The organism is Lentisphaera araneosa HTCC2155, assembly GCF_000170755.1.
GTDB lineage: Bacteria > Verrucomicrobiota > Lentisphaeria > Lentisphaerales > Lentisphaeraceae > Lentisphaera > Lentisphaera araneosa.
In genome coordinates, this window is sequence record NZ_ABCK01000005.1 from 224,803 (window position 1) to 249,067 (window position 24,265).

General features: G+C 42.3%; 15 protein-coding genes. 6 read left to right on the forward strand and 9 right to left on the reverse strand.

Annotated elements, in window-relative coordinates; all coding sequences use genetic code 11:
• Positions 1-2 precede the first annotated feature (2 nt).
• Both LNTAR_RS26550 and LNTAR_RS06735 read left to right on the forward strand, forming a co-directional pair.
• Positions 3-164 (forward strand): type II secretion system protein, encoded by a 162-nt coding sequence (locus LNTAR_RS26550; protein WP_083799978.1) that lies wholly within the window; start codon positions 3-5, stop codon positions 162-164.
• Between the two features lie 97 nt (positions 165-261).
• Positions 262-2,805 (forward strand): beta-galactosidase, encoded by a 2,544-nt coding sequence (locus LNTAR_RS06735; RefSeq protein WP_040914373.1) that lies wholly within the window; start codon positions 262-264, stop codon positions 2,803-2,805.
• Positions 2,806-3,143: 338 nt separating this feature from the next.
• On the opposite strand, the gene LNTAR_RS06745 is transcribed toward LNTAR_RS06735, so the two are convergent.
• The 4 genes from LNTAR_RS06745 to LNTAR_RS06760 form a co-directional block, all read right to left on the reverse strand.
• A complete protein-coding gene (locus LNTAR_RS06745; RefSeq protein WP_007277913.1) occupies positions 3,144-4,553 on the reverse strand; it encodes a sulfatase in 1,410 nt (469 codons plus the stop codon).
• A gap of 108 nt (positions 4,554-4,661) precedes the next feature.
• Positions 4,662-6,146 (reverse strand): DUF1501 domain-containing protein, encoded by a 1,485-nt coding sequence (locus tag LNTAR_RS06750; protein WP_007277914.1) that lies wholly within the window; start codon positions 6,144-6,146, stop codon positions 4,662-4,664.
• 9 nt (positions 6,147-6,155) lie between these two features.
• The gene (locus tag LNTAR_RS06755) at positions 6,156-8,870 is read right to left on the reverse strand and encodes a PSD1 and planctomycete cytochrome C domain-containing protein (RefSeq protein ID WP_238527728.1); all 2,715 of its coding nucleotides are present in this window, start codon (positions 8,868-8,870) and stop codon (positions 6,156-6,158) included.
• A 311-nt stretch (positions 8,871-9,181) separates the two neighbouring features.
• Positions 9,182-11,248, reverse strand: coding sequence for a serine/threonine-protein kinase (locus LNTAR_RS06760; RefSeq protein ID WP_007277916.1), 2,067 nt, complete (start codon positions 11,246-11,248; stop codon positions 9,182-9,184).
• A gap of 409 nt (positions 11,249-11,657) precedes the next feature.
• On the opposite strand from LNTAR_RS06760, the gene LNTAR_RS06765 reads away from it, so the two are divergent.
• The 4 genes from LNTAR_RS06765 (at position 11,658) to LNTAR_RS06780 (ending at position 17,736) form a co-directional block, all read left to right on the forward strand.
• A complete protein-coding gene (locus tag LNTAR_RS06765; protein WP_007277917.1) occupies positions 11,658-13,337 on the forward strand; it encodes a sulfatase-like hydrolase/transferase in 1,680 nt (559 codons plus the stop codon).
• A 97-nt stretch (positions 13,338-13,434) separates the two neighbouring features.
• A complete protein-coding gene (locus tag LNTAR_RS06770; protein ID WP_007277918.1) occupies positions 13,435-15,372 on the forward strand; it encodes a sulfatase family protein in 1,938 nt (645 codons plus the stop codon).
• 61 nt (positions 15,373-15,433) lie between these two features.
• Positions 15,434-17,005 carry an arylsulfatase gene (locus tag LNTAR_RS06775; RefSeq protein WP_007277919.1) on the forward strand — a complete coding sequence of 524 codons (1,572 nt, stop codon included), beginning with the start codon at positions 15,434-15,436 and terminating at the stop codon, positions 17,003-17,005.
• Positions 17,006-17,115: 110 nt separating this feature from the next.
• Positions 17,116-17,736, forward strand: a complete 621-nt coding sequence (locus LNTAR_RS06780) for a phosphotransferase-like protein (RefSeq protein ID WP_007277920.1) — start codon at positions 17,116-17,118, stop codon at positions 17,734-17,736.
• A 126-nt stretch (positions 17,737-17,862) separates the two neighbouring features.
• Here the strand turns inward: LNTAR_RS06780 and LNTAR_RS06785 are convergent, their stop codons facing one another.
• From LNTAR_RS06785 to LNTAR_RS06805, 5 genes are all read right to left on the reverse strand, one after another.
• Entirely contained in the window at positions 17,863-18,111 is a 249-nt protein-coding gene (locus LNTAR_RS06785) for a hypothetical protein (protein WP_007277921.1), read from the reverse strand.
• An 85-nt stretch (positions 18,112-18,196) separates the two neighbouring features.
• Entirely contained in the window at positions 18,197-19,813 is a 1,617-nt protein-coding gene (locus tag LNTAR_RS06790) for an arylsulfatase (protein ID WP_202944937.1), read from the reverse strand.
• A 25-nt stretch (positions 19,814-19,838) separates the two neighbouring features.
• Positions 19,839-21,284 (reverse strand): PQQ-dependent sugar dehydrogenase, encoded by a 1,446-nt coding sequence (locus LNTAR_RS06795; RefSeq protein ID WP_007277923.1) that lies wholly within the window; start codon positions 21,282-21,284, stop codon positions 19,839-19,841.
• A gap of 9 nt (positions 21,285-21,293) precedes the next feature.
• A complete protein-coding gene (locus LNTAR_RS06800) occupies positions 21,294-22,688 on the reverse strand; it encodes a c-type cytochrome (RefSeq protein ID WP_007277924.1) in 1,395 nt (464 codons plus the stop codon).
• A 31-nt stretch (positions 22,689-22,719) separates the two neighbouring features.
• On the reverse strand, positions 22,720-24,186 hold the full coding sequence (locus LNTAR_RS06805; RefSeq protein WP_007277925.1) for a sulfatase-like hydrolase/transferase: 1,467 nt from the start codon (positions 24,184-24,186) through the stop codon (positions 22,720-22,722).
• Positions 24,187-24,265: the final 79 nt, after the last annotated feature.

A 24,265-nucleotide genomic window follows, 5' to 3' on the forward strand; every position in this document is an offset into this window, starting at 1 on the left:
TTATGAACACAATTACACTTATAGAATTACCCGTGGTAGTTGCCATTATTGGCATCTACGCTTCCTTAGTTCTACCTTCCCTTGGTAAGGCCCGATCAAAAGCACTTGTTTGCCTAAATAATATGAGGTCCTTGAATACTGCAGGGAAAATGCACCTTGCTTAAAGTATGAATGCTTGGTGAGATCAAAATAATTCAGTAAAAATTTAGAACAGATTGTATAAAGATAGTTTTTTTAATAAAAATGAACACAGAAATAATTATGAAATCAATATTTTATTTGGCAGTATTTACGACGAGATTGGCTGTAGTATTCTTAATTGTAGCTTGCTTAGAAAAGAACGACAACACTTCAGAAAACCCTATAAAAACAGAGCTTAAGAAACCAACAGAACACAGCACAGTTGTTAACTGTATAAAATCAACACCTTCGGACGAGGAGTTTGAAGTTGATTTCAGAAAAACAGAAGTACTTCCTGCGACTTTAAAGCCTCTAGGAAAGTCATCGCTAAACTTGGTTCAAACACAACAGGAACAAGCCTTACTCTATAAGTCCATTGATCAGAATACATGGAATTCGGGCATCAATATAGAAACATCACAAAATGTAAAGAATTCACGCTATCTGATGTTTCACTACAAGCTTGCGACTCCTAAACAATTAGGGGATAAAATAACTTTCAATATCAGTCTCAAGATCAATGGGATTCAATCTAATTGGAACAAGAAAACGAGAACCGGAGTCATCCATAAATATTTAGCGGCTGATAGTGAAGGCTGGATAATCGCACAGATTGATCTGAATGAAATATATCAGCACTGGAAAAAGCAGACCGGTCACAATGGAAAAATGGAGTTGACGTCGCTTCTTCTGAAACCCGGTGTAGGAGCAAAGAATAGAGGGTTCTATAGAGGAGGCACCTATTTCAGAGATATAAAAATAGGCAACAGACCTCAAGCTGTAACCATCGAGACAGAGCAAAATCGCATAGTCAGAGGGGATAAGATACTTGTAAGCCCGCAAATATCTGGCGAACTATTTTTCACCGGATGGTCAGCTCCGACTCTGCATCTCAAGGATACTCAGCGACTTGCTCGTACGAAACACGGAAAAAAACTTACTCTTAAAGCCGGTGAACAAACCGTAGTTGATACTTCCAGTTTTCATCCGGGAGTCTATAACCTTTCGATTGTTCAGAATGGTGTCATTGAAGCCTCACATGAATTTGTGGTCGCCTACCCAGAGGATCACGTTTTTGATTTGAAAAACCAGGATCTGATAGGAGCTGTAAACATCTGGAACGACATTGACATGTCCCGCGAATACAACAAACACTACTCGGTTGTCGCGGCATGCGGTATGGGTAGCTGGGCAGAACTTCAACCTGAAGAAAACCGTTATGACTTTGAGTCTTTGGAGCGTCTGCTGGAGTTCGCGGCATACACCCAGAAACCAATTATGTACAAATTTAACGCTCCTGCTCCGGACTGGATTTTCAACTACGTAGCCCATGTGGGAGGTAAAACGCCTGTCGATAAAAACGGATACGGAGGTGGCGTCAGTCGTAGAGAACGTGCTAAAGCCCCGCAGTTCTGGTCGCCTGCCTATAAAAAGTACTATAAACAATTTATTTTTGCTCTGGCTGATTATGTTTCCAAGTCTCCGAATGGCAAATGGTTTCTCGGCCTACGCGTACAACCAAATGCTTTTAACGAGGAAGCATGGCACTACAAATTTAATGGCAAAGAGATGCCTTTGGCCGGCATCACTCCGGATCGTTCAACCTGGATTGCACCTAAATATGGAAAAATCTATCCAAGCTTGCTTGAGGCAAACAACATGAAAGAAGGCAAACAATACTTCAGAGACGTCATAAGCTGGTATCAAGATGCCTTTACCCCATTGGGAAAGTACACTTTTTTACGCCCATACCTCGAAGTTGATCACAAGTTGAACCTTGATTTGTCAAAAGTCTATCAGAACAAATTTACCGTATGTATGGGAACCGATTGCACAGGTGCAAGAAACAAATTAACATCTAAACGCGTTCCTGTTTTTAAAAAATACACATACGATATGAAAAAGCCGGCATATCACGAAGATACGTGGGGAAGTCAAGAGGCAGTAGCCTGGAACCAACGACATGGGCGAATGCCAAATTATAAGTTTGAACCACGAACCCCTGAACAGGATATCTACTGGCGCCAGATCGTGAAACTATATGAAGGAGTAACTTTTGGAGCTTTTGGAACGGTTGAATTTCGGCAACTTCCTAACCCTGCGTATCAGGCTGCGATTGATCTCTTCTGCAAATATTCGGGAGAACATTTTGACCCCAGCCGTTCCACGGCAGCTTGGACTGTTCTGGCTGGATTCGTCGACTGGAAACTCAACATTAAACATCGTAATGTGGGGTACTATCTGACAGAAGATAACATGTCGAAAACAACTATAGCTTTTAACTGTGATGAAAATGATCATCGTGGATTTATGATGGCGGAAATAGCCAATAAAGAAACGAGCTTCTCTATTGCAGATGAGTTTCTAAAAGAACACAAAAATAAAAAAGCCAAAGTATCGATTGAATGGCTGGCCAATCCGGGAGATAAATGGGAAGTTCTCGCCGTCAACGGCGGGAAACCGAAGAGTCTGGGTGAAATATCTGCAGGCAGCAAACGCGAATACCGTGTTGACTCTGTGGATCTATCTAAGTTGAACTTCGCTAAAGGAACTGAGGGGCACATCGTTCTGCGCAAACTGAGCGGTAAACCATTGTTTCACCTGATCGAAGTGCGCCCTCTTTAAGTTTTTTAACCACGGATCTCACGGATCAAACATATCTTTTATAAAAAAATCCTATGATATTCATGAGCCCCGGTGAGTGCTTTAATTTCAAAAATTACTACCACCAGCGATACACATCTTAGATTTGAAAGCACTATGTAAGGCACAAGTTTTAATGATTTTCATAATTACCCATAAAACGGGGCAAAGCCCCCTAGTTGCCTGGTCAAGGAAAGGCATTTCCTTGCAAGGGAGCTCGAGGGTACAGCGTCCCACTCGTATGCGTAGCATCATGCCCTTTGGTAATCGTAATGATTTTTATAATAACTTTTCTGTGCCTTTCGTGCTTGGATTTTAAATTATTTTTTCTGTTTTGGCTCCAGCCATTTGTGATAGGCGTGTTCATGCGCGCGAACTGGATCGTAGTTAGGGTTCGGTGTCGGCATCTGTGCGTCCAGTGACCTACGCCAAGCTGTAAGCGCACTGAGTAGTTCGCTAGCTTTTTCCGATTCGCTATAGAGCAAGTTGACGGTTTCACCAATATCGTCTTTAAGGTTAAACAATTCGATTCGACCGTCTTCAAAGTGTTCGATCAATTTATAGTCGCCTTTGCGAATTGCTCCAGCCGGAGATCGGGTCCACATTGATGTGGGAAAGTGCCAATATAAGGTGTCACGTTCCAACAACTCTGTTTCACCCCTAAGCACCGGGACCAGACTCAAGCCATCTGTGACTTGCTCTTGAGGAATAGTTCCACCACATACGTCTACAAATGTTGAGAACAGATCAAAGCTGTTGAGCATCTGTTCACTACTTGTTCCCGGCTTCACTTTCCCCGGCCACTTGACGATAAACGGAACGCGGATTCCGCCTTCATACAAACTCCCCTTCTGCCAACGCAGTGGAGCCATAGTTGTTGCCAGAGCTTCAGGCTGTTTAAGGTACATATCTTTAATCATGCCACCGTTGTCGGAATAGAAAACGACCATGGTATTATCTTCAAGCTTAAGTGCCTTAAGCTCATCGAGTAGCATACCCAGCGATTCATCTGCCATCTCAACCAGAGCCGCATAGTTTGGATGTACATCAGTTATGCCTGTCTTGCGAAGCTTCTTACGGTATTTATTGATAAGATCATCCCGGGCAATGAGTGGAGCGTGTGCTGCGTGATGGCTAACGCATAAGAAGAAGGGATTATCCTTATTTTTACGTAAAAACTCGATCGAATTAGCCGTTATTTCACCCACCTTGTGCTCATCATTTTCATAGGCATATTTTTTCAGCACCGGATCATGAATCTTCTTATCAATCTTACAAAATCCATGAGCCTGCGGAGTACGCCCCGCGTGCCACTTTCCAATAAGTCCACAGGTATAGCCCTCTTTGTTCAGAATATCAGCGTAGGTCTGGATATTCTCATCTATTTCAAGCTTTCTGAGAGGCGATGACATTTTTGCATACGGCCGATCATTCACTCCAATAACTTCCCATACGCCATGTCTGGCTGCATTCTGACCGGAAATCAAACTGGCACGTGTTGGCGAGCATACAGGAGATGCATAAGCCTGGGTAAACTTCATCCCCTCGGCAGCCAAAGAATCGGCTGCAGGAGTTTCAATAAACTTACCCCCATAGCAACCCAAATCCTTCCAACCCAAGTCATCGATAAAGACAAACAGTACATTGGGTTTATTGCTTTGAGCTAAAGCGATATTAGCTAGGGATGCGATCCCCAGCCCGATAAACAGCATGGTTGTTTGTATATTCATAGTCTATTCCAGATAGGGTTTGGCGCCAGCTATTTGTAGGTGCTGTTACATTCAATTTAATAGAAACCCTACCTCAAAAGAGCTAGACTTTTTGAGCAAGAAGTGATTTTAACTAAGTATATCTTTGATGACATGGCCATGAACTGCGGTGAGTCTCGACTCAATACCATTGTGATAATAGGAGAGCCTTTCGTGATCTAGCCCCATTAAATGTAGGATAGTGGCGTTGAAGTCGTAAATCTCTGTTGGTTTGTCGGCGCATTTAAACCCCCATTCATCACTGCTACCATACGAGTAACCTTTCTTGACACCGGCACCGGCTAGAAAACAAGTGAAAGCATCCGGGTTATGGTCACGGCCTGTCCCATTGGCTTGTAAGAATGGTGCGCGCCCAAACTCAGTGCACCAGACAACGAGAACATCGTCGAGCATGCCGCGGCGTTTCATGTCGCGGATAAGCGTTGCTGTTGGTTGATCCATAATGTCAGCCTGCTTTTGGTGTGTTGTCTTGATATCGCTATGAGAGTCCCAGTTATTGACCCCATTTGGAGTATTAGCGCCATTATAGAGCTCAACAACGCGAACGCCCTGTTCTAATAGACGTCTGGCCAGGATACAGTTTCTAGCATAAGCACTTTTCGTCTTATTACTGCTATTTGCTCCATACTCTTCGATGATGTGTTTTGGTTCGCTACCTATATTTGAGACTTCAGGAATAGACATCTGCATTTTACCGGCAAGCTCATAACTAGCAATTCTAGCAGCAAGGTCGGTATCTCCCGGGAATTTCTCAAGGTGTTTTTCATTGAGAAATTTCAGCATGTCATTAGTCATTTTTTCAGAGTTTTTACTGATAGACTTCGGTAGCTTCAAGTTGGAAGGGAGGGCATTGGCACTGAAATCAGTGCCCTGAAAAGCAGCCGGTAAAAAGCCTGAACCCCAGTTATTTTTGCCAGAGCGAGGTCTGCCACGAGGATCATTAATAGCTACGTAAGCAGGGAGATTTTGATTCTCCGTACCAAGAGCGTAGCTAATCCAAGCACCGCGAGAGGGATAGCCCTCTAGGTTTGAACCGGTATTAAAGAAATTTTCACCCTGTGGGTGCGCACTTGTTTTAGTGGTCATGGAGTGAATAAAGCAAAAATCGTCAGCCATTTCACCTAAATGAGGAACGAGGTCGGAAACCATTTTTCCAGATTTACCACGCGGTTTAAAGTCCCAGAAAGGTTTGGCGATATTTCCGGTTGGCCCTTCGAAAGTTACTGCCGGAATACCAGGAGGCTTTTTACCGTGAAATTTAACTAGGTCCGGTTTGTAGTCAAAGGTATCGAGATGACTAACTGCACCTGGACAGTAAACGACAAGAACTTGCTTGGCTTTGCCTTGAAAGTGACACTTTCGTGGTGCGTAGGGTGCCTCCGGATTTATTTTTGGTCTAATCGGAGTTTTGCTTTCACCAGATGAGCCGAGTAGGTTCTGTTGACCTAGTAGGCCCATGAGCCCTAGAGAGCCAAAGACTCCGCCGGTTTGACCTAAGAATTGGCGTCGGTTTAGTAAGCTGCGGCCTTGAGTTGATATATTTCTTGGATCCATGATTAACCTCTACTGAATAAAAACAAATTCGTTACTGTTGAGAAGAGCGCGGCAGAGAATGTGCATACCTTCGCTTTTAAGAACCTTCAAGCTCATAGCCATTTCTTTGGCATCTGGCTCGCGGTTATAGACAATTTGAAACAGTTTATTAACAGATTCTTTCTTGTCACTTGAGTGGACTTTATTAGCCAATATATCACACTGCGTGATCATGAATTGACTATTCATTAAGTTCAATGCTTGCAGTGGAGTTGTCGATGAAGGTCTTTTAGAAAGTACCTGCCCGCAATCCGGGAAGTCAAAAGCGGTGAACATTCGATCGTCAATACCGCGCATTCTTTCTTGATAGATCATGCGGCGCCAAGTGCTTTCACTGTGATTATCGACAACGTCCCAGAGGGCATAGCGTTTTTTAACATTGTGAATGCGGTAGCTAATGCCACCGACTTGTGTGTTAAGAGAACCGGTGAATTTTAAAACAGAGTCTCTTAAAACCTCTGCTTCTGCCCTTCTTGGTGGGAACCTCCATAAGAGTCTAGCGTTAGCATCGTTTTTTAATCCTGCTTCAATAGGTTTATTATCTTGCTTGAAGGCTTTTGAGTGTACGAGGAGCCTCAGCATGTTTTTAACAGACCAGTGCTTCTCCATGAATTCAGTCGCTAGGTAGTCTAGAAGTTCAGGGTGTGATGGTAAGGTCCCAGCCTTACCGAAATCAGAGAGTGTAGAAACGATTCCAGTGCCGAATACATGGTACCAAAGGCGATTGACCATAACTCGTGCTGTTAGCGGATTTTCTTTAGATGCAATCCAATGAGCAAACTTCATTCTACGTTCTTCATCTGAAGTCGCCGATGTCATATTGAGGCTTTTGCTAATAGCCATGAGGCCATTGGGAGCCACTTCTTTACCTGGGCTACTTGGGCTGCCACGCAGTAGGACATTTGTTTTAACTGGATTAATAAAACGACCGATAAATTCGTGCTGAACGCTAGATTCAAGGTGCTTTTCAATGAGTGCTTGAATGGCGTTTATGGTTTTGTCTTCTTTTGTATCTTTCATGATACTTTGCCATTTTCCGTCAGTAGTTTGAATTTCAACAGCGAAATTTGGCAAGCTCTTTTCCCAATCTCCCCATATTTCATAGTCAGTATTTTTTTGTTGTTTTCGATCGCGACTGAAGGTGAAGTGGTTCACTTTTAGCGGTCGCTCAAATGTAAAGCTTAGGAAAGCTTTTTCTTTATCAGGTATTAGTCCTACGAATCTATAGAAAGTTCCTATTTCGCCATCGCTCAATTTTTCAAGTTGAGCTTTTGGCCCGTAAAGGTTAGTTGAGATATTTGCCTCAGAGATAATATTGACGAGCTTAGGGTCAAAAATTTCTATTTCATCGACACTTGTCTTTTTGCCGGTAAATTTGAGGCGAATACCTGAGATTTCTTTTTGGGGAAGGTGGACTTCTAAATGATCGCGCCAGTGTTCAACCCAAGCTTTCTTCTGTGTTTGACGAATAGAACTTATTTCTTCCATAATGGCTTTGCCGTTTTTAACCGCTGGAGCATTATCACTAAGTTCTGGTTTTCTAATGCCAAATTCCAAGCCTTGGAAGTTAGCGAGCATGGCGTAGTAATCATCTATTTTAATAGGATCGAATTTATGAGAGTGGCAACGGGCACAACCGAGAGTCATACCCATCATTGATGCCCCTACAGTCTGCATGACCTGATCGAGGCGGTCATAACGGGCTTCTTTTATAGCCGAAGGTTCATGGCCGACTGTTGCTGGCGGGACGTGAGGGCCAGCCACCATAAACCCGGTTGCTCTTGGAAAGCCTGTTTGATCTCCTGCAAGTTGGTCGATAATGAAGTGATCATAAGGTTTGTCATTATTGAATGAGTCAATGACGTAGTCGCGGTACCTCCAGGAGTATTTTCGGTAGAGGTTACTTTCAGAACCACTTGTTTCAGACCATCGAATAGCGTCGAGCCAATGCTGCGCCCAGCGCTCGCCATAGTGCTCAGATGCAAGCAGCTCTTCTACTTTTGCGTCATAAGCCTCAGTCGGATTATTTTCCCAAGCTTGGGTAAATGCTTGAACTTCACTTGCACTGGGAAGAATGCCGGTCAAAATAAGATGTAAACGGCGAAGAAGAGTTATGGGATCAGCTGCTTGGCTAAAAGTTAGACCTTTTTCCTTTAGCTTTTTTTCTAAGAATGAATCAACAGAATTTTGTTCATTGTTGAGCACTGCTGGTTTTATGATGGGTTTGTGGGACCAGAGAGCTTCTGCTTTAGTGATTTTAGCTTCCGGCATTTTAGCGCCTTCTTTGATCCACCTAGATATTAAGGCAATTTGCTCTTTCGTGAGAGGATCGCCTTTGGGAGGCATGATCTCATCGTCATCGGGATCTAAAGAAATGAATTCAATGATAGTACTTTTTTCTGGATGACCAGGACTTGCAGCTGGTTCGCCAAGGTCACCGCCTTTAAGTATATTAGCACGGCTATCGAGCCTGAGATCTGATTTTTGTTTTTTTTCACCATGACATTTTATACAGTGCTTATCAAAAATAGGCTTGATGTCAGCAGTAAAATCGACTGGACGCATCTTCGCATTGGGACTCTTTTTTGTACCTACCAGGGAACTACTTTCTGCCTGTGCACTCCCAAAACATAATGCGATAGCAAAAGTTACTGCTCCGACTAAAGCTCTATTTTTATTCATCATTTCATTCCTTAATATCTTCAAATTGCCTTTTATCTGACAAACTGAACGAAAGCTATACTGTGCTTCTATACAGTTAAAGAATAAAATAAGTCAAAACATCATCTAAGTAGGTAAATGATTATAATTCTGCTCAATCAATTTCCTCTTTTTAGGATCAAAGTCCAGTTGGCCAGAGTTCACGAAAATCGTTTTCACCTTGGAGATCCCTTAAGGATTAACTTTTTTCAGACGAACAAATTATATGGACTCAGCAATAAATCAGCTAGATTTAAAATGTGAAAAGGCTTCGAGATTTAACTCGAAACCTTTTTTTAATCCACGTAGATAACTTTTATATCTTTGGGACATTTACTTAAGTCCTGTGACTTGGAAACATAGATAGTTGGTTTAAGCGTAAAGTCATTTAAACCTGGAAAGTATTTTATATGTGTATTAGCCATATTGATTTCTTTTAAACCTAATTGACTCAATTGCTTAATCCCGAATAAGCCCGTATGACTCACATTTAAAGTTTTTAGATCAAGCGTTCGCAAAATGGACAAATAAGGGAACCCCTTACCTCCTAGCATCTTCAGTGAACTGAGCTCAGGGTTATGAGAGATATCCAAATGATTCCCCTCTGGCCTTTCTATAAACTTATAATTAAAGTTCTCTTTGGTGAGCTTCGGGTTTAAGGATAGGATATATTTTTTCACTAAGTCGCTATGAGCTTTTATAGAGGGATTAACTCTACGGTCATAAATAAGCATATAACTTTTTAACCACGCACGATTTTCTGGTAATTCTTCTACACAATTTAAAAACTGTTCATTGGTCAAGCGCTTCTCATCATTTGGTTTAATCTTGACATAATTATTGCTCACTCGAATGATATCATAGATATGTGGCGCATGGGTGGCGCAACGTTGTAATTCATAGTTGGCTTTAACAAATTCATGACGGATGAGGTGAATAAAACCCTTTTCAGCTATAGCGTTATAGTCCTGTGGATTCTTCTTAATTGCCAACTCAGTCAATGCTAAGGCCATTTCAAAATCCAGCTTGCGACTCGAGGCAATGGCCGAACCCACAAGTAGCCTGCTAAAATGGGCTTCAATTTGGCTAGATGACCCCAAGTTCTCTTTGAAGTCCTGCAGCGAATCATCAAACTCAGCAATAATGCTCTCGCGACCACGCTTTTCTTTTTCATAAAGACTCAAGGCCATTTCGGCATTATTTCTCGCCAAAATCGCTTCTGCTTCACTCTCTCTAAGAGCCTGAATAAAGATCGAGGTGCCCACAAGTGTAAAAATCAGAAAGCTAAAAACCAGCTGGCAGCGAATACGGTTGCGTTGATAGATCAGTTGAAGTTGCTTCAAAAATCCCGCTTCTTCAGCCTGAGTCGCAAAGCCCCTTAAAAAAGATTGAATCTCCTGCTTGAGTTCTTCTACTGTTTGATAGCGCTGCTCAACTTCGAGTTTACAGGCTTTGTAAAAAACCGCTTGTAAGCTTTTGGGGATTGGATTGATTTTATTCTCTACAAAAGGACGCAGCGCTCCCTCTCTAGTACTACTCAAACACTCTTCTACATTATCGCCACTGACATGAAGCTCACCTGATAAAATATTGTACAGCAAGGCCCCAAGAGAATAGATATCGGTCTGAGTCGTTTTTTGAACATTAGACACAGTCTGTTCAGGTGCCATAAAACCAGGGCTCCCCTTCAAAGTTCCAACTCGGGTCATATCATTTAAGATATCCATATCAAGACTGGTTTGATTTAAAAAGAGCTCACCGCAGGAATCATCATTAATGATTTTGGCTAATCCCCAATCGATGAGTAAAACCTGACCAAATTCCTCCACATTAATATTCTCAGGCTTCACATCTAGGTGAAGAACATTTTTTGAATGGGCATAAGACAAGGCGTCACAAACCTTGACAAAAACCTCTAAAAGCTGAGCTAAGTGAGCACCCCGCTCTTCGATAGATTTGTAGCTATCCATTACATCTTTAAGCGTTTTCCCCTTGAGTAGCTCCATAGTAAAATAAGGCTTCTCTGATTCATCCAATTCAATATCGTAGACCGGAATGATGTTGGGGTGCTCTAGGCGAGCACAAATTCGCGCTTCTCGTAAAAAGCGCTCATCGTGTTCACGGGAATCAAGCAAGGGACGCGCCATGGCAATGTAGCGATCGGAACGGGCATCATAGGCTTTAAATATTTTCTTTTCACCACCGCGCGCCACTTCCTCTTCTTCGCGATAATCCAATTTATTCTTCAGAGAAGATGACAAAGGATAAATCACTGATTCATCCACTTCATTATCAGCCTCGTCATACATGGAAGATAGATCAAAATCCAGATTTTCTGTAAAGTTCTTAATATCTTTAGGCATAGGCACTCAAATTGGTTTCATTAGTATATTCGCTTAGTGGTCACGATTCTTGCGGGTTTGATAAATAATTATGAATTATCTGTATATAAGCCATTAACCACCATTAAATAAAATAATAAAGCAATTCAGCTCAGAGCTGGCTTTGAAGTGTTCAAGTTAAATCAAGCCTTGCCCCGCCCCTTTTTTTGAGCTTTAATCACCCAATCTTATACTTTAGTTTTTGATAATGCATTTACTGATGCCAAAGCCAACAAAACATATAAGATATTTTTCATTTCACTTCCTAAATCAATATTAATTTTCAACTCTTACACAGAAGTTTTCTGCAATGAAGCAATTATGGCTTTTTATACGTCCAAGCTTTACAGTTGATTTGGTGTCTATATAAAAATATATTTTCGGAGACAACATGAATTTCAACAAATTCCTCAAAAAGGCGGCTTTTGCGGCATCCGCAGCCCTCATTCCTTTTTCTTTTGCTTCAGATAAACTACCCGCCAAAAAACCGAATATTGTTATTATCCTCGCTGATGACATGGGCTACTCAGATCTTGGTTATATTGGCGGTGATATCCAAACACCAAACCTCGACCAACTTGCCAAAGACGGCATCCTTTTCACCAATTTTTATAATAATGCCAAATGCGCTCCCACTCGAGCTTCACTACTCACTGGTTTATCCAATCACAAGACTGGCGCCGATCACGCTACTGGTAACATCGTTGATTATGGAGGACTCTGTATTGCCGAGGCTTTTGAAGGCGAATACGTCAACTTACTCATTGACAAATGGCATGTTAAACCGAGTCCAGAAGATCTCGGTTTTGATCGCTACTTCGGCAGTCCTTTAGCTCCCATCTTTTTCTGGCCCACCAAACTCAAGGAGGACAGTCTAAAAACTCTTCGAGTCGATGATAAACTCTACACTGAAAAAGATATGGAAGTCCCCCTCGAGGAATGGTACCTCACTAGCGAAGATACGCGCTTTGCCAATAGATTTATCCAAGAGGAGATCATTGACAAAAAAAGTGACAAACCCTTTTTTATGTTCTATGCCTCTCATGCTCCACACTGGCCTTTACAGGCATTAAAAAAAGATGTTGACCTCTACCTCGATGCACTCAAAGATGGCACCGATGCCGTTCGCCAAAAGCGCTATGATTTCATGATCAAAAACGGCATTTTCGATAAAGAAACCTGCAAACTCGAACCTGCTGAAAAATCCTGGGATTCTTTAAGCCAAGAACAAAAAGCCTACTACCAGCGTGCCTTGGCCGTTCACTATGCCATGGTGCACCGCATGGATGTGGAACTGGGTAACTTTTTTGACTTCTTAAAAGAAAATGGCAAATGGGATAATACACTAATTTTCTTCATGTCAGATAATGGTGCTAGCGGCGAAGGTAATCCAACGATTATTCCCGAGGGTGGCCTGCTCGGTGACCGTGGCACTCATGCTCGCATTGACCGCATTGGAGCACAAATGTGCAACACTCCCTTTCGCGGTAATAAGTCCAGCTTAAATGAAGGCGGCATGGGGACACCCATGATAGCTCATTGGCCAGCTGGCATAAAAAATCCCGGAAGCATTTCTCATCAAGTTGGTCACGTTATTGACCTCATGCCCACTATTCTTGATATTACTGGAATCGAATACCCAAAAAGCTATGCGGGTCGCCAAATTCTTGCTATCGATGGCCAAAGCTTAGCCTCTACACTTATGCAAGGAAAAGAATTTGATCGTCAATTGATCCTGCAATATGAAGCCAACGACGCCGTTAGACTTGGTGACTGGAAACTCTATAGAAAAAATAAGCAAACAAATAATAAGACCGAAAAAAGTCTTAGTAAGTGGGAACTCTACAAGCTAAAAGATGATCGAACAGAACAAAACGACTTAGCTAATAAGTTCCCAGAAAAAGTCACCGAAATGAATAAACTGTTCGAAGACTGGGAAAAGGAAGTCAAAGAAATCCAAGGCGAAGTCTACGTCAAGCACCCTCAATACTCCCCAGCAGAAAAAGCTAAGAAAAAAGCTAAGAAAAACCAACGAAAAAAAGAAAAAAGAGCAAAAAAAGAATCTGAGTAAAAAGAAGAAGAAAAGTTCATAGATCTGTAAAGAATCCTTTACTTTGATCGATCAATCATAAAAGTTAAACGGATTAAACGACAGGGAAGTACTTCATATGAAAAATCTATACTCAAAGCGCCATTCAAATACCAACATATCTAGCAACAAAATTTTTAGTTTCTTGCTTGCTCTTTTTTTGAGTATAACAATTTATGCCGAAGAATTCACTAAACCCAATATCCTGTGGATCACCAGTGAAGATCTAAGTGCCAAATGGCTCGGTTGCTACGGCAACGAAACAATCAAGACTCCTAATATTGATAAATTTGCATCAGAAAGCTTTCTCTATTCCCACGCCTTTGCCACAGCTCCAGTATGTGCAGTAGCCCGAAGCTCCTGGATCACAGGTATGAATCCCGTTTCTATCGGCACAGTTTACATGCGCTGTAGAACCCGCCTTCCCGAACACATCAAACTCTACCCAGATCAACTCCGTGCTAATGGTTACTTTGCCTCCAACCACACCAAGTGTGACTACAATATCTCAAACCGTTTTGGTAAGCGCATGGATGAGAAAAAGGGTAAAGCAAAAGGCATCTACCTCGATACCTGGGATTCCTACGAACTCTACGGTTGGAGAAATGCAAAAAGAAAAAAAGGACAGCCCTTCTTTCAGGTTTACAATATTGGTAACGGCCACGAATCAGGACTTCATAAGGAACATAAAAATGGTTTAGACTACGCTCCTGAAAACATGGCTCTCAGAGCTTATCACCCGGACATCCCTGAAATGCGCAAAGATTATGCTAAGTACCAAACAATTGTTTCCAGATCCTTAGAAGCTCGTTTTAAGAGCATACTAGATGAGCTCGAAAAAGATGGCTTAACAGACGACACAGTTGTGATCTACACAACTGATCACGGCGGCATTGTCGGCAGAAGTAAGCGCTTCCTCTACGATAGTGGCACACACGTTGCTCACATGGTTCGTATCCCCGAAAAATTTAAACAGCTCTGGCCTACTGATCAACCGGGTTCAATCATTGATCGCCCCATTGCTTTCATTGACATGCCCAAGACTTGGCTCGCAATTACCGGTTCAGAAATCCCCGAAGAAATGCAGGGCACAATCTTCCTCGGTCCCAAAACTGAAAAAGCCAATAAATACGTTTATTTACAACGTCAAAGAATGGATGCCGCTCACGATATGCAACGCGCTGTCCGCAGTAAAAAATACCTTTACATCCGTCAATACGAACCCTTCCGTCCCAATGGTCAGTATCTCCAATACCTTTGGAAAGCTCCTTCAATGAAAGCATGGCTCGAGTACCACCAAGCGGGTTTAACAAATGAAACCACTGGTGCTTTCTTTAATCCAAAACCCATTGAGCAGCTCTTTGATTGCGAAGAAGATCCCGACAACGTCAATAACCTCGCCAATGACCCAAAGTATACTCAAATCAAAAAAGAAATGGTAAGCGCCCTAAAAGGTTTTCAAAACAAATTTCAGGACTGCGGCTTTATTCCTGAGGCAACTTTGGACGCTAGAATTAGAAAAAATGAAACCACTATTTATGAGTTCCTAAGAAACCCCAAACTCTATAATCAGGCCAAATATATGGCGGCGGCTGAGCTCTCGAGCTTTGCCACAAAAAATGATTTACCTAAAATTCTCGACTTACTCACTTCCACGGATGAGGCCTTGCAGTATTGGGGCATTGTCGCCTGCCTTAACCTAAAAAGTGCTGCATACACTGATGAAGTCAAAGCTGCAATCAATAAAATTGCCCTGCTCGATTTAAATGACCATGAAAATCATGATGTCGTTGCCATGGCTGCGCTATATCAGATCAAAAACGAGTACAATCAGCCTGAGGGCTACAAAACACTCGGCAAAATCATTAATAGCAGAGGCATGGCTTCTAAACGTGCGTGGAGTAATATCTACCTCATGGGTAAAGATGTTGAACCCTTCGTATCAGTTCTTGAGATGCAAGAATTCGAGAAATCTGACCTCGAATTTTTAAACGAACTTAAAAAGTTTTACTTCTAATTGAGTCTCCAAACTCATCATAAATTTATACAAAATCTATCCACCTAAAGGACCCATCACTGTGAAAAACCTTCTTTTTCTCTTTTTCTCTCTTCTCCTCTGCTCACCCCTGTGGGCAAAGGAAGATAAGCGCCCGAACTTTCTTATTATTTTAGTGGATGACATGGGCTTCTCTGACCTCGGTTGCTATGGCAGCGAAATTGAAACCCCAAACCTCGACAGCTTAGCGGCAAATGGTTTGCGCTTTTCGCAATTTTATAACACAGCTAAATGCCACTCTTCACGCATCTCACTACTCACGAGTCAATACTACCTGCCCGCTGGTAACAACAGCCTCAAAAATTCAGTAACCGCCGCTGAAGTGCTCAATACCGCCGGTTACCACACCATGATGTCGGGTAAATGGCACTTGGATAATGAGCCTACTGATTTCGGTTTCCAACGTTATTTCGGTCACCTCAGTGGTGCGACAAATTTCTTTTCTGGTGACGACACTTTTCGCCTCAATGGCAAGCCTTGGAAAGTCCCTTCAGAGGGCTTTTACACCACGGTGACTAAAGTCGATTTTGCCATCGATTTCCTTAAAGAAGCTGAGACAATTGATAAGCCTTGGTACATGTACCTCGCACTCAATGCTCCTCACGCACCTATTCAGCCCCTGAATGAAGATTATGAAAAATTCAAAGGGAAATACGATGCGGGTTGGGATGTACTTCGCGAACAACGCATGAAAAAACAAAGAGAGCTCGGCATTTTCAAGAATCCAGTTAAAGAATCTCCACGCCCCAATCAAATCCCTGCTTGGGATGACCTTACTCCAGAGTGGCAATCCTCTGAAGCTCGCCGCCTCGCAGCCGTATCAGCAATGATCTACCGCATTGACGTGGAAGTTGGACGCCTCGTAAAACACATCGAAGAAGCCGGCGACCTCGATAATACAATGATTCTCTTCGTATCCGATAATGGCGCTTGCCCTTTTGGCACTAGCCAACTTGATGGCACCACCAAGCCCTTCTCTACCAAATATAAATGGCGTGACTCTTCTGGTCCTGCTTGGATGCGTAACGCTCCATTTAAGTTCTACAAACAAAATCAGCATGAAGGCGGCATTAGTACACCCGCAATCTTGCACTGGCCCGCTGGCTTAAAAACGGCCAAGGGCAGCATCAACCACACTCCTACGCACCTCATCGACGTACTTCCTACCATGATCGATATGAGCCAAGCCACTTACCCAAGTGAATGGCCTGGTCGCAAACTCAATCCTATGACTGGTGAATCCTTTTTACCTATCATTGAAGGCGGCGATGTGACTCGTAAAAACCCCATTCACTTTTGGTACTCCACCAACCGTGGTCTTAGAGATGGCAAATGGAAAATTGCTAGTATCAATGACTCCCCATGGGAACTCTACGATATGGAAACCGATCGTTCTGAAATGAATAACCTCGCCAAATCAAACCCTGAACTCACTAAGAGAATGGCCGAGCAATGGAACACTATTGCCGCGGAAAACTACACTAAAAAATCAGCTTTCACAGCACAGAATGATCTCGATAATACCCAGTACTTCAACAAGCGCTGGACGGACTACACCAAAAATAAAGCCAAGGTCGCTAATAAAGCTAAGTAGTCTATTTAAGAAATATTTTACAGAAAGTCGCTGGCGAAAAACTCTTTTTCCAGCGACTTTTTTTAGTGTTATAAACGGGTATATTTCACCAAGTAAACGGAGGATGAAATATGAGTAAACTCATTTATTTAAATGGAGCATCAAGCTCAGGAAAAACTGAAATCTCTAAAGAACTTCAAATCATTTTTGAAGAAACTTTTCTACACATTAGTTCAGACACCTTTTCGAGCTTTTACCCACCTAAAAAAGCTCCTTTAAAAAACTACTCCGCTGAATACCTTTCTGCGGTACGTAAAAACTTAAAATCACAAGAGAAGCCTTCCATAGTTCAACTCTATAACTCTTTTATCTTAAGCATGCTTAAAGAAGGCATGAATGTCATTGCCGATACAACTTTCCTCAAATACATGACAATCGAAGAAATAAAAAAGCTCGCTATTGAAGAAGCCTATTTAATCGACGTCACCTGTGATCTAGAGATTATGGAAGAACGTGAAAAGAAGAGAGCCGATCGACCGATTGGTGCGGCAAAAACTCATGTCGAATTCTGCTATGATTATAAATCAAATGACTTCTGCATAGATACAAGTAAACTTGATGCCGAAACTTGCGCCGAACAAATTAAAAAAATGATCCTTAGCAAGACTCCTCAAGCCTTTACCCAAATCATCCGCAAATACCAAGATCAGCCTCAATTCAGCTTATTCGAAAACTGGACTAAAAATCAATAGATAAAGCCTAATTTTATCTAAACTTTTTTTAAGTTTCTTTTTGGGTGCTTAAACTTTGCTGTTTTCGATCTATTTCACTTCTTCTGTTTGCCAATAATTGCAAATCAACACCGTCTATGATTACTTTTAAAAAAATTCTGTGACTCTTAAAAAAATCAGTAAAATTGCTGTAGAAGCTAATGTAACTAAAATTTGCAACAGAGTAGCACCTGGGTGTTTATGCTGAAATGCAACAATCACCAAAAAAATCATTGAAATGAGAACAGCGATTTTTTTGAGTTTAATTAAAAGTGCTAGTCCCTTTCTCAAGGATGTGTACGCACTTATTTTTTCTATTTCATTTTTACGCTGTATAAGATCTTCTTGTAAATCCATAATTATTTCCGATAAATAAATCTTTAAGACAACTCAGAGCTTCGTCCTTCGAGCCAGATTATACCTTGAGGGCGAAGCCCGAACTTTATAAGGCTGCTGATTTTCTAAGCTTCTTCTTTTTCTCAGCTTTTTCTTTGCTACCTGCTTTTTTGGCTTTCTTTTTGCGTTCTTTTTCCTCTTCGTAATTGAGGCCGGTAATTCCCGTGTACCAGGAATTCCATTTATCAGCGAGCGACTTGGCTACTTCGGGCTGTTCATTGATTAAGTTTTTGGTCTCCGACCTATCTTTTGATAAATCATAGAGCTCCCATTCCTTAACACCCACCAATTTCATATTGCCTTCTTGAACTGCTTTGCCACTACCGTATTCATAGAAAATGGGGACATTCCTATTGATTTTTTCACCTGTAAAAGAAGGAACTAAGCTTACGCCGTCGGGCTTTTTCAGTGCGACATTTTTAGCCTCTCCAGGATATGTCGCACCCGCCAAATCCATCAAGGTTGGCATGATATCGATGAAGTGAATATTCTCGCGATTGAATACATTTTTTTGATCGATTCCTTTGGGCCAGGACGCAATCATCGGCGTTAGTATACCACCCTCATGTGAGTTTAACTTATAGAAACGAAAAGGTGTATTGGAAACATTAGCCCAGGATAAATCTGTGCATTCATAGCTATTGATTGAGCCAATTGGCCCCGTTTGATTCTTAGCGGGCTTATCGGTACTGGCGCAGGCGCCGTTATCTGAAGCAAACATGATTAGGGTATTGTCCAATTTACCTACGCTTTCCAGGTAAGAAGTCACACGACCAATGTTTTGATCAATACAGTCAATCATTCCCGCATAAATCTGCATGCGAAGAATTTCATCTTTCTTTTCCTGCTCACTGAGTTCAGCCCATGGTTTTTTCTGATCAACAGCTGAAAGAGGCGTTGTCGCTTCGTCAAACATTCCCATTTCGAGCTGACGCTTGTAACGAGCGTTGCGAATGACGTCGTAGCCGACATCATAAACGCCTTCGTATTTAGCCATATCCTCTGCTTTAGCATGGAGGGGGTAATGAGGTGCCGTGTAAGCAAGGTAGAGAAAGAAAGGTTTTTCTTCGCTTTCATATTCTTTCAACCAGCCGAGCGCAGCATCGGTCATGGCATCTGTGGAATACCAGTTTTTATCTTCCGGGACATAGCCTTTGACTTCCTTATCATCAATAATCCATTTGCCACCACTACCGGCAGGCTCAGGTTCGCCAGGACGTGCTTTGCCACCTGGGTTGAAGTGATTACTCGCTCCACCCATGAGACCATAAAAACGGTCAAAGCCTCTTTCCCAAGGCTTCCCCCCGTTGTGATTTTTACCCGACCACAGAGTGCGGTAACCAGTCGGGCGTATGACCTCGCCGAGGTTGGCAACTTTGGTCATCTCGCGATCGAGTCTCTGGTAGTACATACCACTCAATAAACAAGCTCGGGAAGTGTAGCATTTAGAAGTATTGTGCGTTGCCGTATAACGGATGCCATTTGCCGCCAACTTATCCAAGTTAGGAGTCTTGATTTCCGAGCCATAACAGCCCAAATCAGAATAACCCATATCATCGACTAAAATAAAAATGACGTTGGGTTTTTCGGCACTAAAGGCCAAAGGCGCAGACAAGCAGATCCCGATTAAGGCCCACAATTTTAAACTTAAAAACTTCATCATCACTTCCTAAATTAATGAGTTAAAACTACTTTTTAGAAGCTAGGCTTTTGGCGCCAGGAATTTCTTTAACCGTGTACCAAAACTTGTGGTTCACCATTTCCTGACCAGAAGTGGATTTGAGCTTACCAAGATCGTATTCATAAACGAGGCGTTTGCCTAATTTTACATCAATTTCCAAGGTCTTGCCATCAGCACTTAAACGGTATGGCGACTTAGTGCAATCCTGCTGACGGATTCTTTTTGAACCATAGCTGGAGCTGTAAGTAAACCAGTAACCTTGACCATTGATATCTTTGAGGCTGCTCTTATCCACTGGTTCAGTAAAAGTTACTTTGAAACCACTTGGGGTGATTTTTACTGTGTGCATTTCAAATGGCTTAGCATTCTTATCAAAAGTAATTCTCTGAACACCGAAGGGTTTGCCACCCTTTGACGCCCAACCACGTGAAGTTTGACCAACCCACATGGAGCCATCGGGTGCAAAACTTACGCGAATCGCGCCACATTGTAAACCCGTAAGGAAATTTGTAATCGCACCCTGCCAAACGCCATTGACTTCTTCGAGCATAGCTCTGAAAACGCTGGAGTTACTCTGATCACCAACGAAGACTTGACCCGCAAATGGACCAAAAGCACCATTTGTTTCATCGACTATGGGATTGCCAGGCGAGTTTGCAACTTCGATGTGAGGAACCCAGCATGCGGGATCTTCAGATCTCTTTTCATATTCTTCTGGTGTAAGTGAGTTGACTTTATCTTGCGTCCAGCCTTCTAAATCGATGTGAGATACTGGAGCACCATAGAACTTCCCCTTTTCAATCACATTCAAACGAGATGACCCCATCCAGCCACCTTGGTTATCGGTTGTTAGAATTGTTTTCTTTGGACCCCAACCAATGCCCGCTGGTGAACGTAAACCATAAGCGTAGGGAAGATAAGTCCCATCGGGTTTAACCTGATACATCCAGCCGCGATTTCCACCATCTGAACCAAGAGCTTTATCCTGATATTTAAAGCCATCGGTCTGAAGATTTAAAGTCGCAAAAAGGTTACCCTCTTCATCCATGATTGGCCCATAATGAAATTCGTGATAATTACCGAAAAAGCCAAATTCATCTGTGACATTTTCATAGCGATCACCAATGCCATCGCCATTGCGATCAATCACCTTGGTAAGTTCCGGCTTTTGACTCACAATAATATTTTTGTGATCAACAACCTTTAAGCCGCAGGGTTCATGTAAACCTTGAGCATAACGAGACCATTTATCATTGCTTCTTTTCCATATTTCTCCCTCACGAGTGGCGAAATAAACCGTTCCGTCTTCGTGCACATCAAGACCGGCCACGTTAAATTGTTTTACATCGGGTAAATCAATCGTTTCGACTTTGTAACCCTGAGGCCCTGAGGCCAATAATGAACCGACGAAAGTTAGCAATGAAGCGGTAAATTTAAGTGTTTTATTTTTCATGATAGCTCCTTATAGACTCAACTTGAGGGTGTTTGAGTGACCTTTAGGCAACTGTACGGCCCCTTGATTCACGGATCCGCCCGATACTTTTATTTTTGACTCACCTAAGTTTAAGACCAGAGGTGATTTGAGGGCTGCGGAGAATTCAATATCGAGACCGAATTGAGCTCCTTTAAGTTGCGGGGTGATATGGATTTCAACGCCTTCATGTTCATAGCGAAAAACGACACTTTCACCCACATCATAACCTTTGTAATCGAGGTTTTTCTCATTTTTTGCATCCCAGAGATAAACGCCTTTTTCAGAGCTAAAGACCTGTGGGTCACCAATAATTGCTGGACTGCCCGCTCTACCATTACGCTGACCTGAAGATTCAACAAAATCCTTGCCTTTCCAAACGGAATACAAGCCGCCATTTGTCGCATTCAACAAGGCGTAATATTCGCCTTTGGGCACACCGACTGCCATTGATCTTGGTGGAAGGTTTTTGTAATCGAAACGCACGACTCGAGGCATTTCTTCAATTGTTTCAAAATACGGAGGTGTTTTAAGTTTTTTGCTATCGGCCGAGAGTTCAAACTTATCTTGTTTACGAGGTGACAAGGTCGCAGTAAACTTGCTATCTTTACCTCTGTAAAGGTAATCTATACGAATGGGGTACCACCCGCCTTCACAGGCACGGCGAGTCTTATCGTTAAAATCAGCACCCTTGCCATTTAGACTCTCTAAGAGAATGTCGTTTGCCATAGTAATTCTAAAATCACTATTAGCTGTCACCAGTAAGCCAAAGTTAACGTTATTGGCAAAGTACATTTTTCCCGTGTAGGAAATAACGGCTGCCTCATCGGACTCCATCATATCAAACTGAATCAATTGCTTGGGAAGTACGCCCTTTTTGAATGCGGCTTGAGTGAGGCCTTTTTCCAAGCCTCCGGCACCAGGTCGCACTTCGTAGGCGAGGTCTTTCATGCCTGAACTATGGGACAAAACATAGGCTGCAACGCTCTCGATCTGCTCTTTCGAATACATGGTTTCCATAGCCATCATGCCTTTATCGCTGAAACCTTTAGCAATATTTCTCACCAAATCAGAAGGTTTGCTGCCGTGGAGCCATTCTCCGTCTTTTAGACTTGGACCAACCGCCCCTTCCAACTTTAGGCCGTGGCAGGTAAAGCAGATCTGCTTATAAATTTTCTCACCCTCAGCAAGTGCTTTCTTGTGTTTTGACTTAGCAATGATTTTCAAGTCCGCTTCAGTAATGTAATCGGGAGTAATGATTTCTTTAGTAGGAATTTTTATACCCGCATTTAAACTTGAAGCACAAAAACCTAATGCTCCAATCAACATGAGACTTGAGAAACGTGAGCCTCGCTTGGTCTGATTTATGTTTTTAAAATTGATCATATGTTTACCTTGTTTTTAATAAAAATTATTTTTAAGACTTTTGTTTAGCCGTTTTATAAGTTTCTTTGCCACAGCATTTTTTGTAACGTACATCTTTGCCACATGGGCATGGGTCATTGAGTCCTATTTTCCCTTCCTTAGTCTTCTTCCCGGGATAAACTGTGTTGCGGCGTTCTTCTAAATCTTCAAAACTCATCAGTGCTTGGTAAAGTTTTGCCCGTTCTTTGAGGGCCACTTCATTGAGTTCAGATTCCTTCAGAGGGTTTTTCTCGAGGAGGTCTTTTGAAACATCGAAGAACTCACCCGTCTTATAGAGTTTGTACTGAAGCGTACGAGTAAATGATACCACATCTTGATGATCTCTTGGGTGATACCAGCAGTAGAGCCACTCTCTGGGATTGCCTTTTCTATCTTTGAGTTGATCGAGGAAACTACGACCGGTGAAATTACGCTCATTAGGAGTTGCTATACCCGCTGCTTGACAAATAGTCGGTAGAACGTCACTAAAGTCAATAAGATTAGAGTTTCTTACACCCTTGGGAATCGACTTCGGCCAGGTCGCGATAAAAGGAACGTGAGTCCCCCACTCGATGGGCTGGCTTTTTGAACCGATAATTTCTTTTTCTCCCATCATAGAAACAATGGGCTTATCCGTACCATTGTCGCCAGTAAAAATAACTAAAGTATTCTCTCTTAGCCCAAGGCTCTCAAGTTTATCAAGAATTTTGCCTACTATCTTATCCGTATAGGCCATCATATCGGGGAAGTACATTGCATCCCCTTTATAAGTGGGGCTACCAGTATTTTTTGTTGCCCAATCCGGTGAATCTGGCGTCACATCAAAGGGGCAATGAACTAAGGCCATTGGATAATAGAGGAAAAATGGCTTGTCTTTATTTTCTTCAATGAACTCACAAGCGAAATCAGAGGTGAGGTCTGGGCCATACATCTTGGGGTACTGTTTAGCTTCTGACTTGATTTTTCCATCGATTTTCTGAGTGTGCTGAATCCAAGGGCTAGCAAATCTTGAATCGCGCTTTTCGCCCGTAAAACCCATGACTGAGCTCTTTAATTTATGTCTCCACAAAAAGGCTTCATCAAAACCGAAGTGAAGTGGTGAGTCATCCTCTGTACCAAGTTGCCATTTCCCTGTGATTGCCGTTGCGTAGCCCGCTTCCTGAAAATAATGGCCAAAAGTTTTTTCTCTTCTGTCGAGCTTACCGAATTTCATGTAATTGACCACATTGCTCGTACCAGTCATAATCTTTACCCGTGAAGGAGTGCAAACTGCCTGGGCATGACATTGCTCGAAAAGGATGCCCTCCTCGGCCATTTTATCGATGCGGGGTGTTTTGTAGGAAGTTCCGCCGTGGGCTCCAATACATTCATAGCCCATATCGTCCGCCATAATTAAAACAATATTGGGGCGAAGATCCTTTGCGTTTACCGCAAAAGCGAAAGCAAAAATGCATAAAATTCTAAAAGTTATATTGTTCATTTAAATCTCGTTGTTAAATCTCTTATAAGTTTTACACACAAGCCTTCTCCCCGATGGGACACAGTTAAAACAAATTATT

Coding starts and splice junctions, on each gene's coding strand:
- LNTAR_RS06755 (WP_238527728.1), bottom strand. CDS start 8,870: ATGATGAATAAAAATAGAGCTTTAGTCGGAGCAGTAACTTTTGCTATC.
- LNTAR_RS06785 (WP_007277921.1), bottom strand. CDS start 18,111: ATGGATTTACAAGAAGATCTTATACAGCGTAAAAATGAAATAGAAAAA.
- LNTAR_RS06805 (WP_007277925.1), bottom strand. CDS start 24,186: ATGAACAATATAACTTTTAGAATTTTATGCATTTTTGCTTTCGCTTTT.
- LNTAR_RS06760 (WP_007277916.1), bottom strand. CDS start 11,248: ATGCCTAAAGATATTAAGAACTTTACAGAAAATCTGGATTTTGATCTA.
- LNTAR_RS06765 (WP_007277917.1), top strand. CDS start 11,658: ATGAATTTCAACAAATTCCTCAAAAAGGCGGCTTTTGCGGCATCCGCA.
- LNTAR_RS06750 (WP_007277914.1), bottom strand. CDS start 6,146: ATGGATCCAAGAAATATATCAACTCAAGGCCGCAGCTTACTAAACCGA.
- LNTAR_RS06800 (WP_007277924.1), bottom strand. CDS start 22,688: ATGATCAATTTTAAAAACATAAATCAGACCAAGCGAGGCTCACGTTTC.
- LNTAR_RS06780 (WP_007277920.1), top strand. CDS start 17,116: ATGAGTAAACTCATTTATTTAAATGGAGCATCAAGCTCAGGAAAAACT.
- LNTAR_RS06795 (WP_007277923.1), bottom strand. CDS start 21,284: ATGAAAAATAAAACACTTAAATTTACCGCTTCATTGCTAACTTTCGTC.
- LNTAR_RS26550 (WP_083799978.1), top strand. CDS start 3: ATGAACACAATTACACTTATAGAATTACCCGTGGTAGTTGCCATTATT.
- LNTAR_RS06790 (WP_202944937.1), bottom strand. CDS start 19,813: ATGATGAAGTTTTTAAGTTTAAAATTGTGGGCCTTAATCGGGATCTGC.
- LNTAR_RS06735 (WP_040914373.1), top strand. CDS start 262: ATGAAATCAATATTTTATTTGGCAGTATTTACGACGAGATTGGCTGTA.
- LNTAR_RS06745 (WP_007277913.1), bottom strand. CDS start 4,553: ATGAATATACAAACAACCATGCTGTTTATCGGGCTGGGGATCGCATCC.
- LNTAR_RS06770 (WP_007277918.1), top strand. CDS start 13,435: ATGAAAAATCTATACTCAAAGCGCCATTCAAATACCAACATATCTAGC.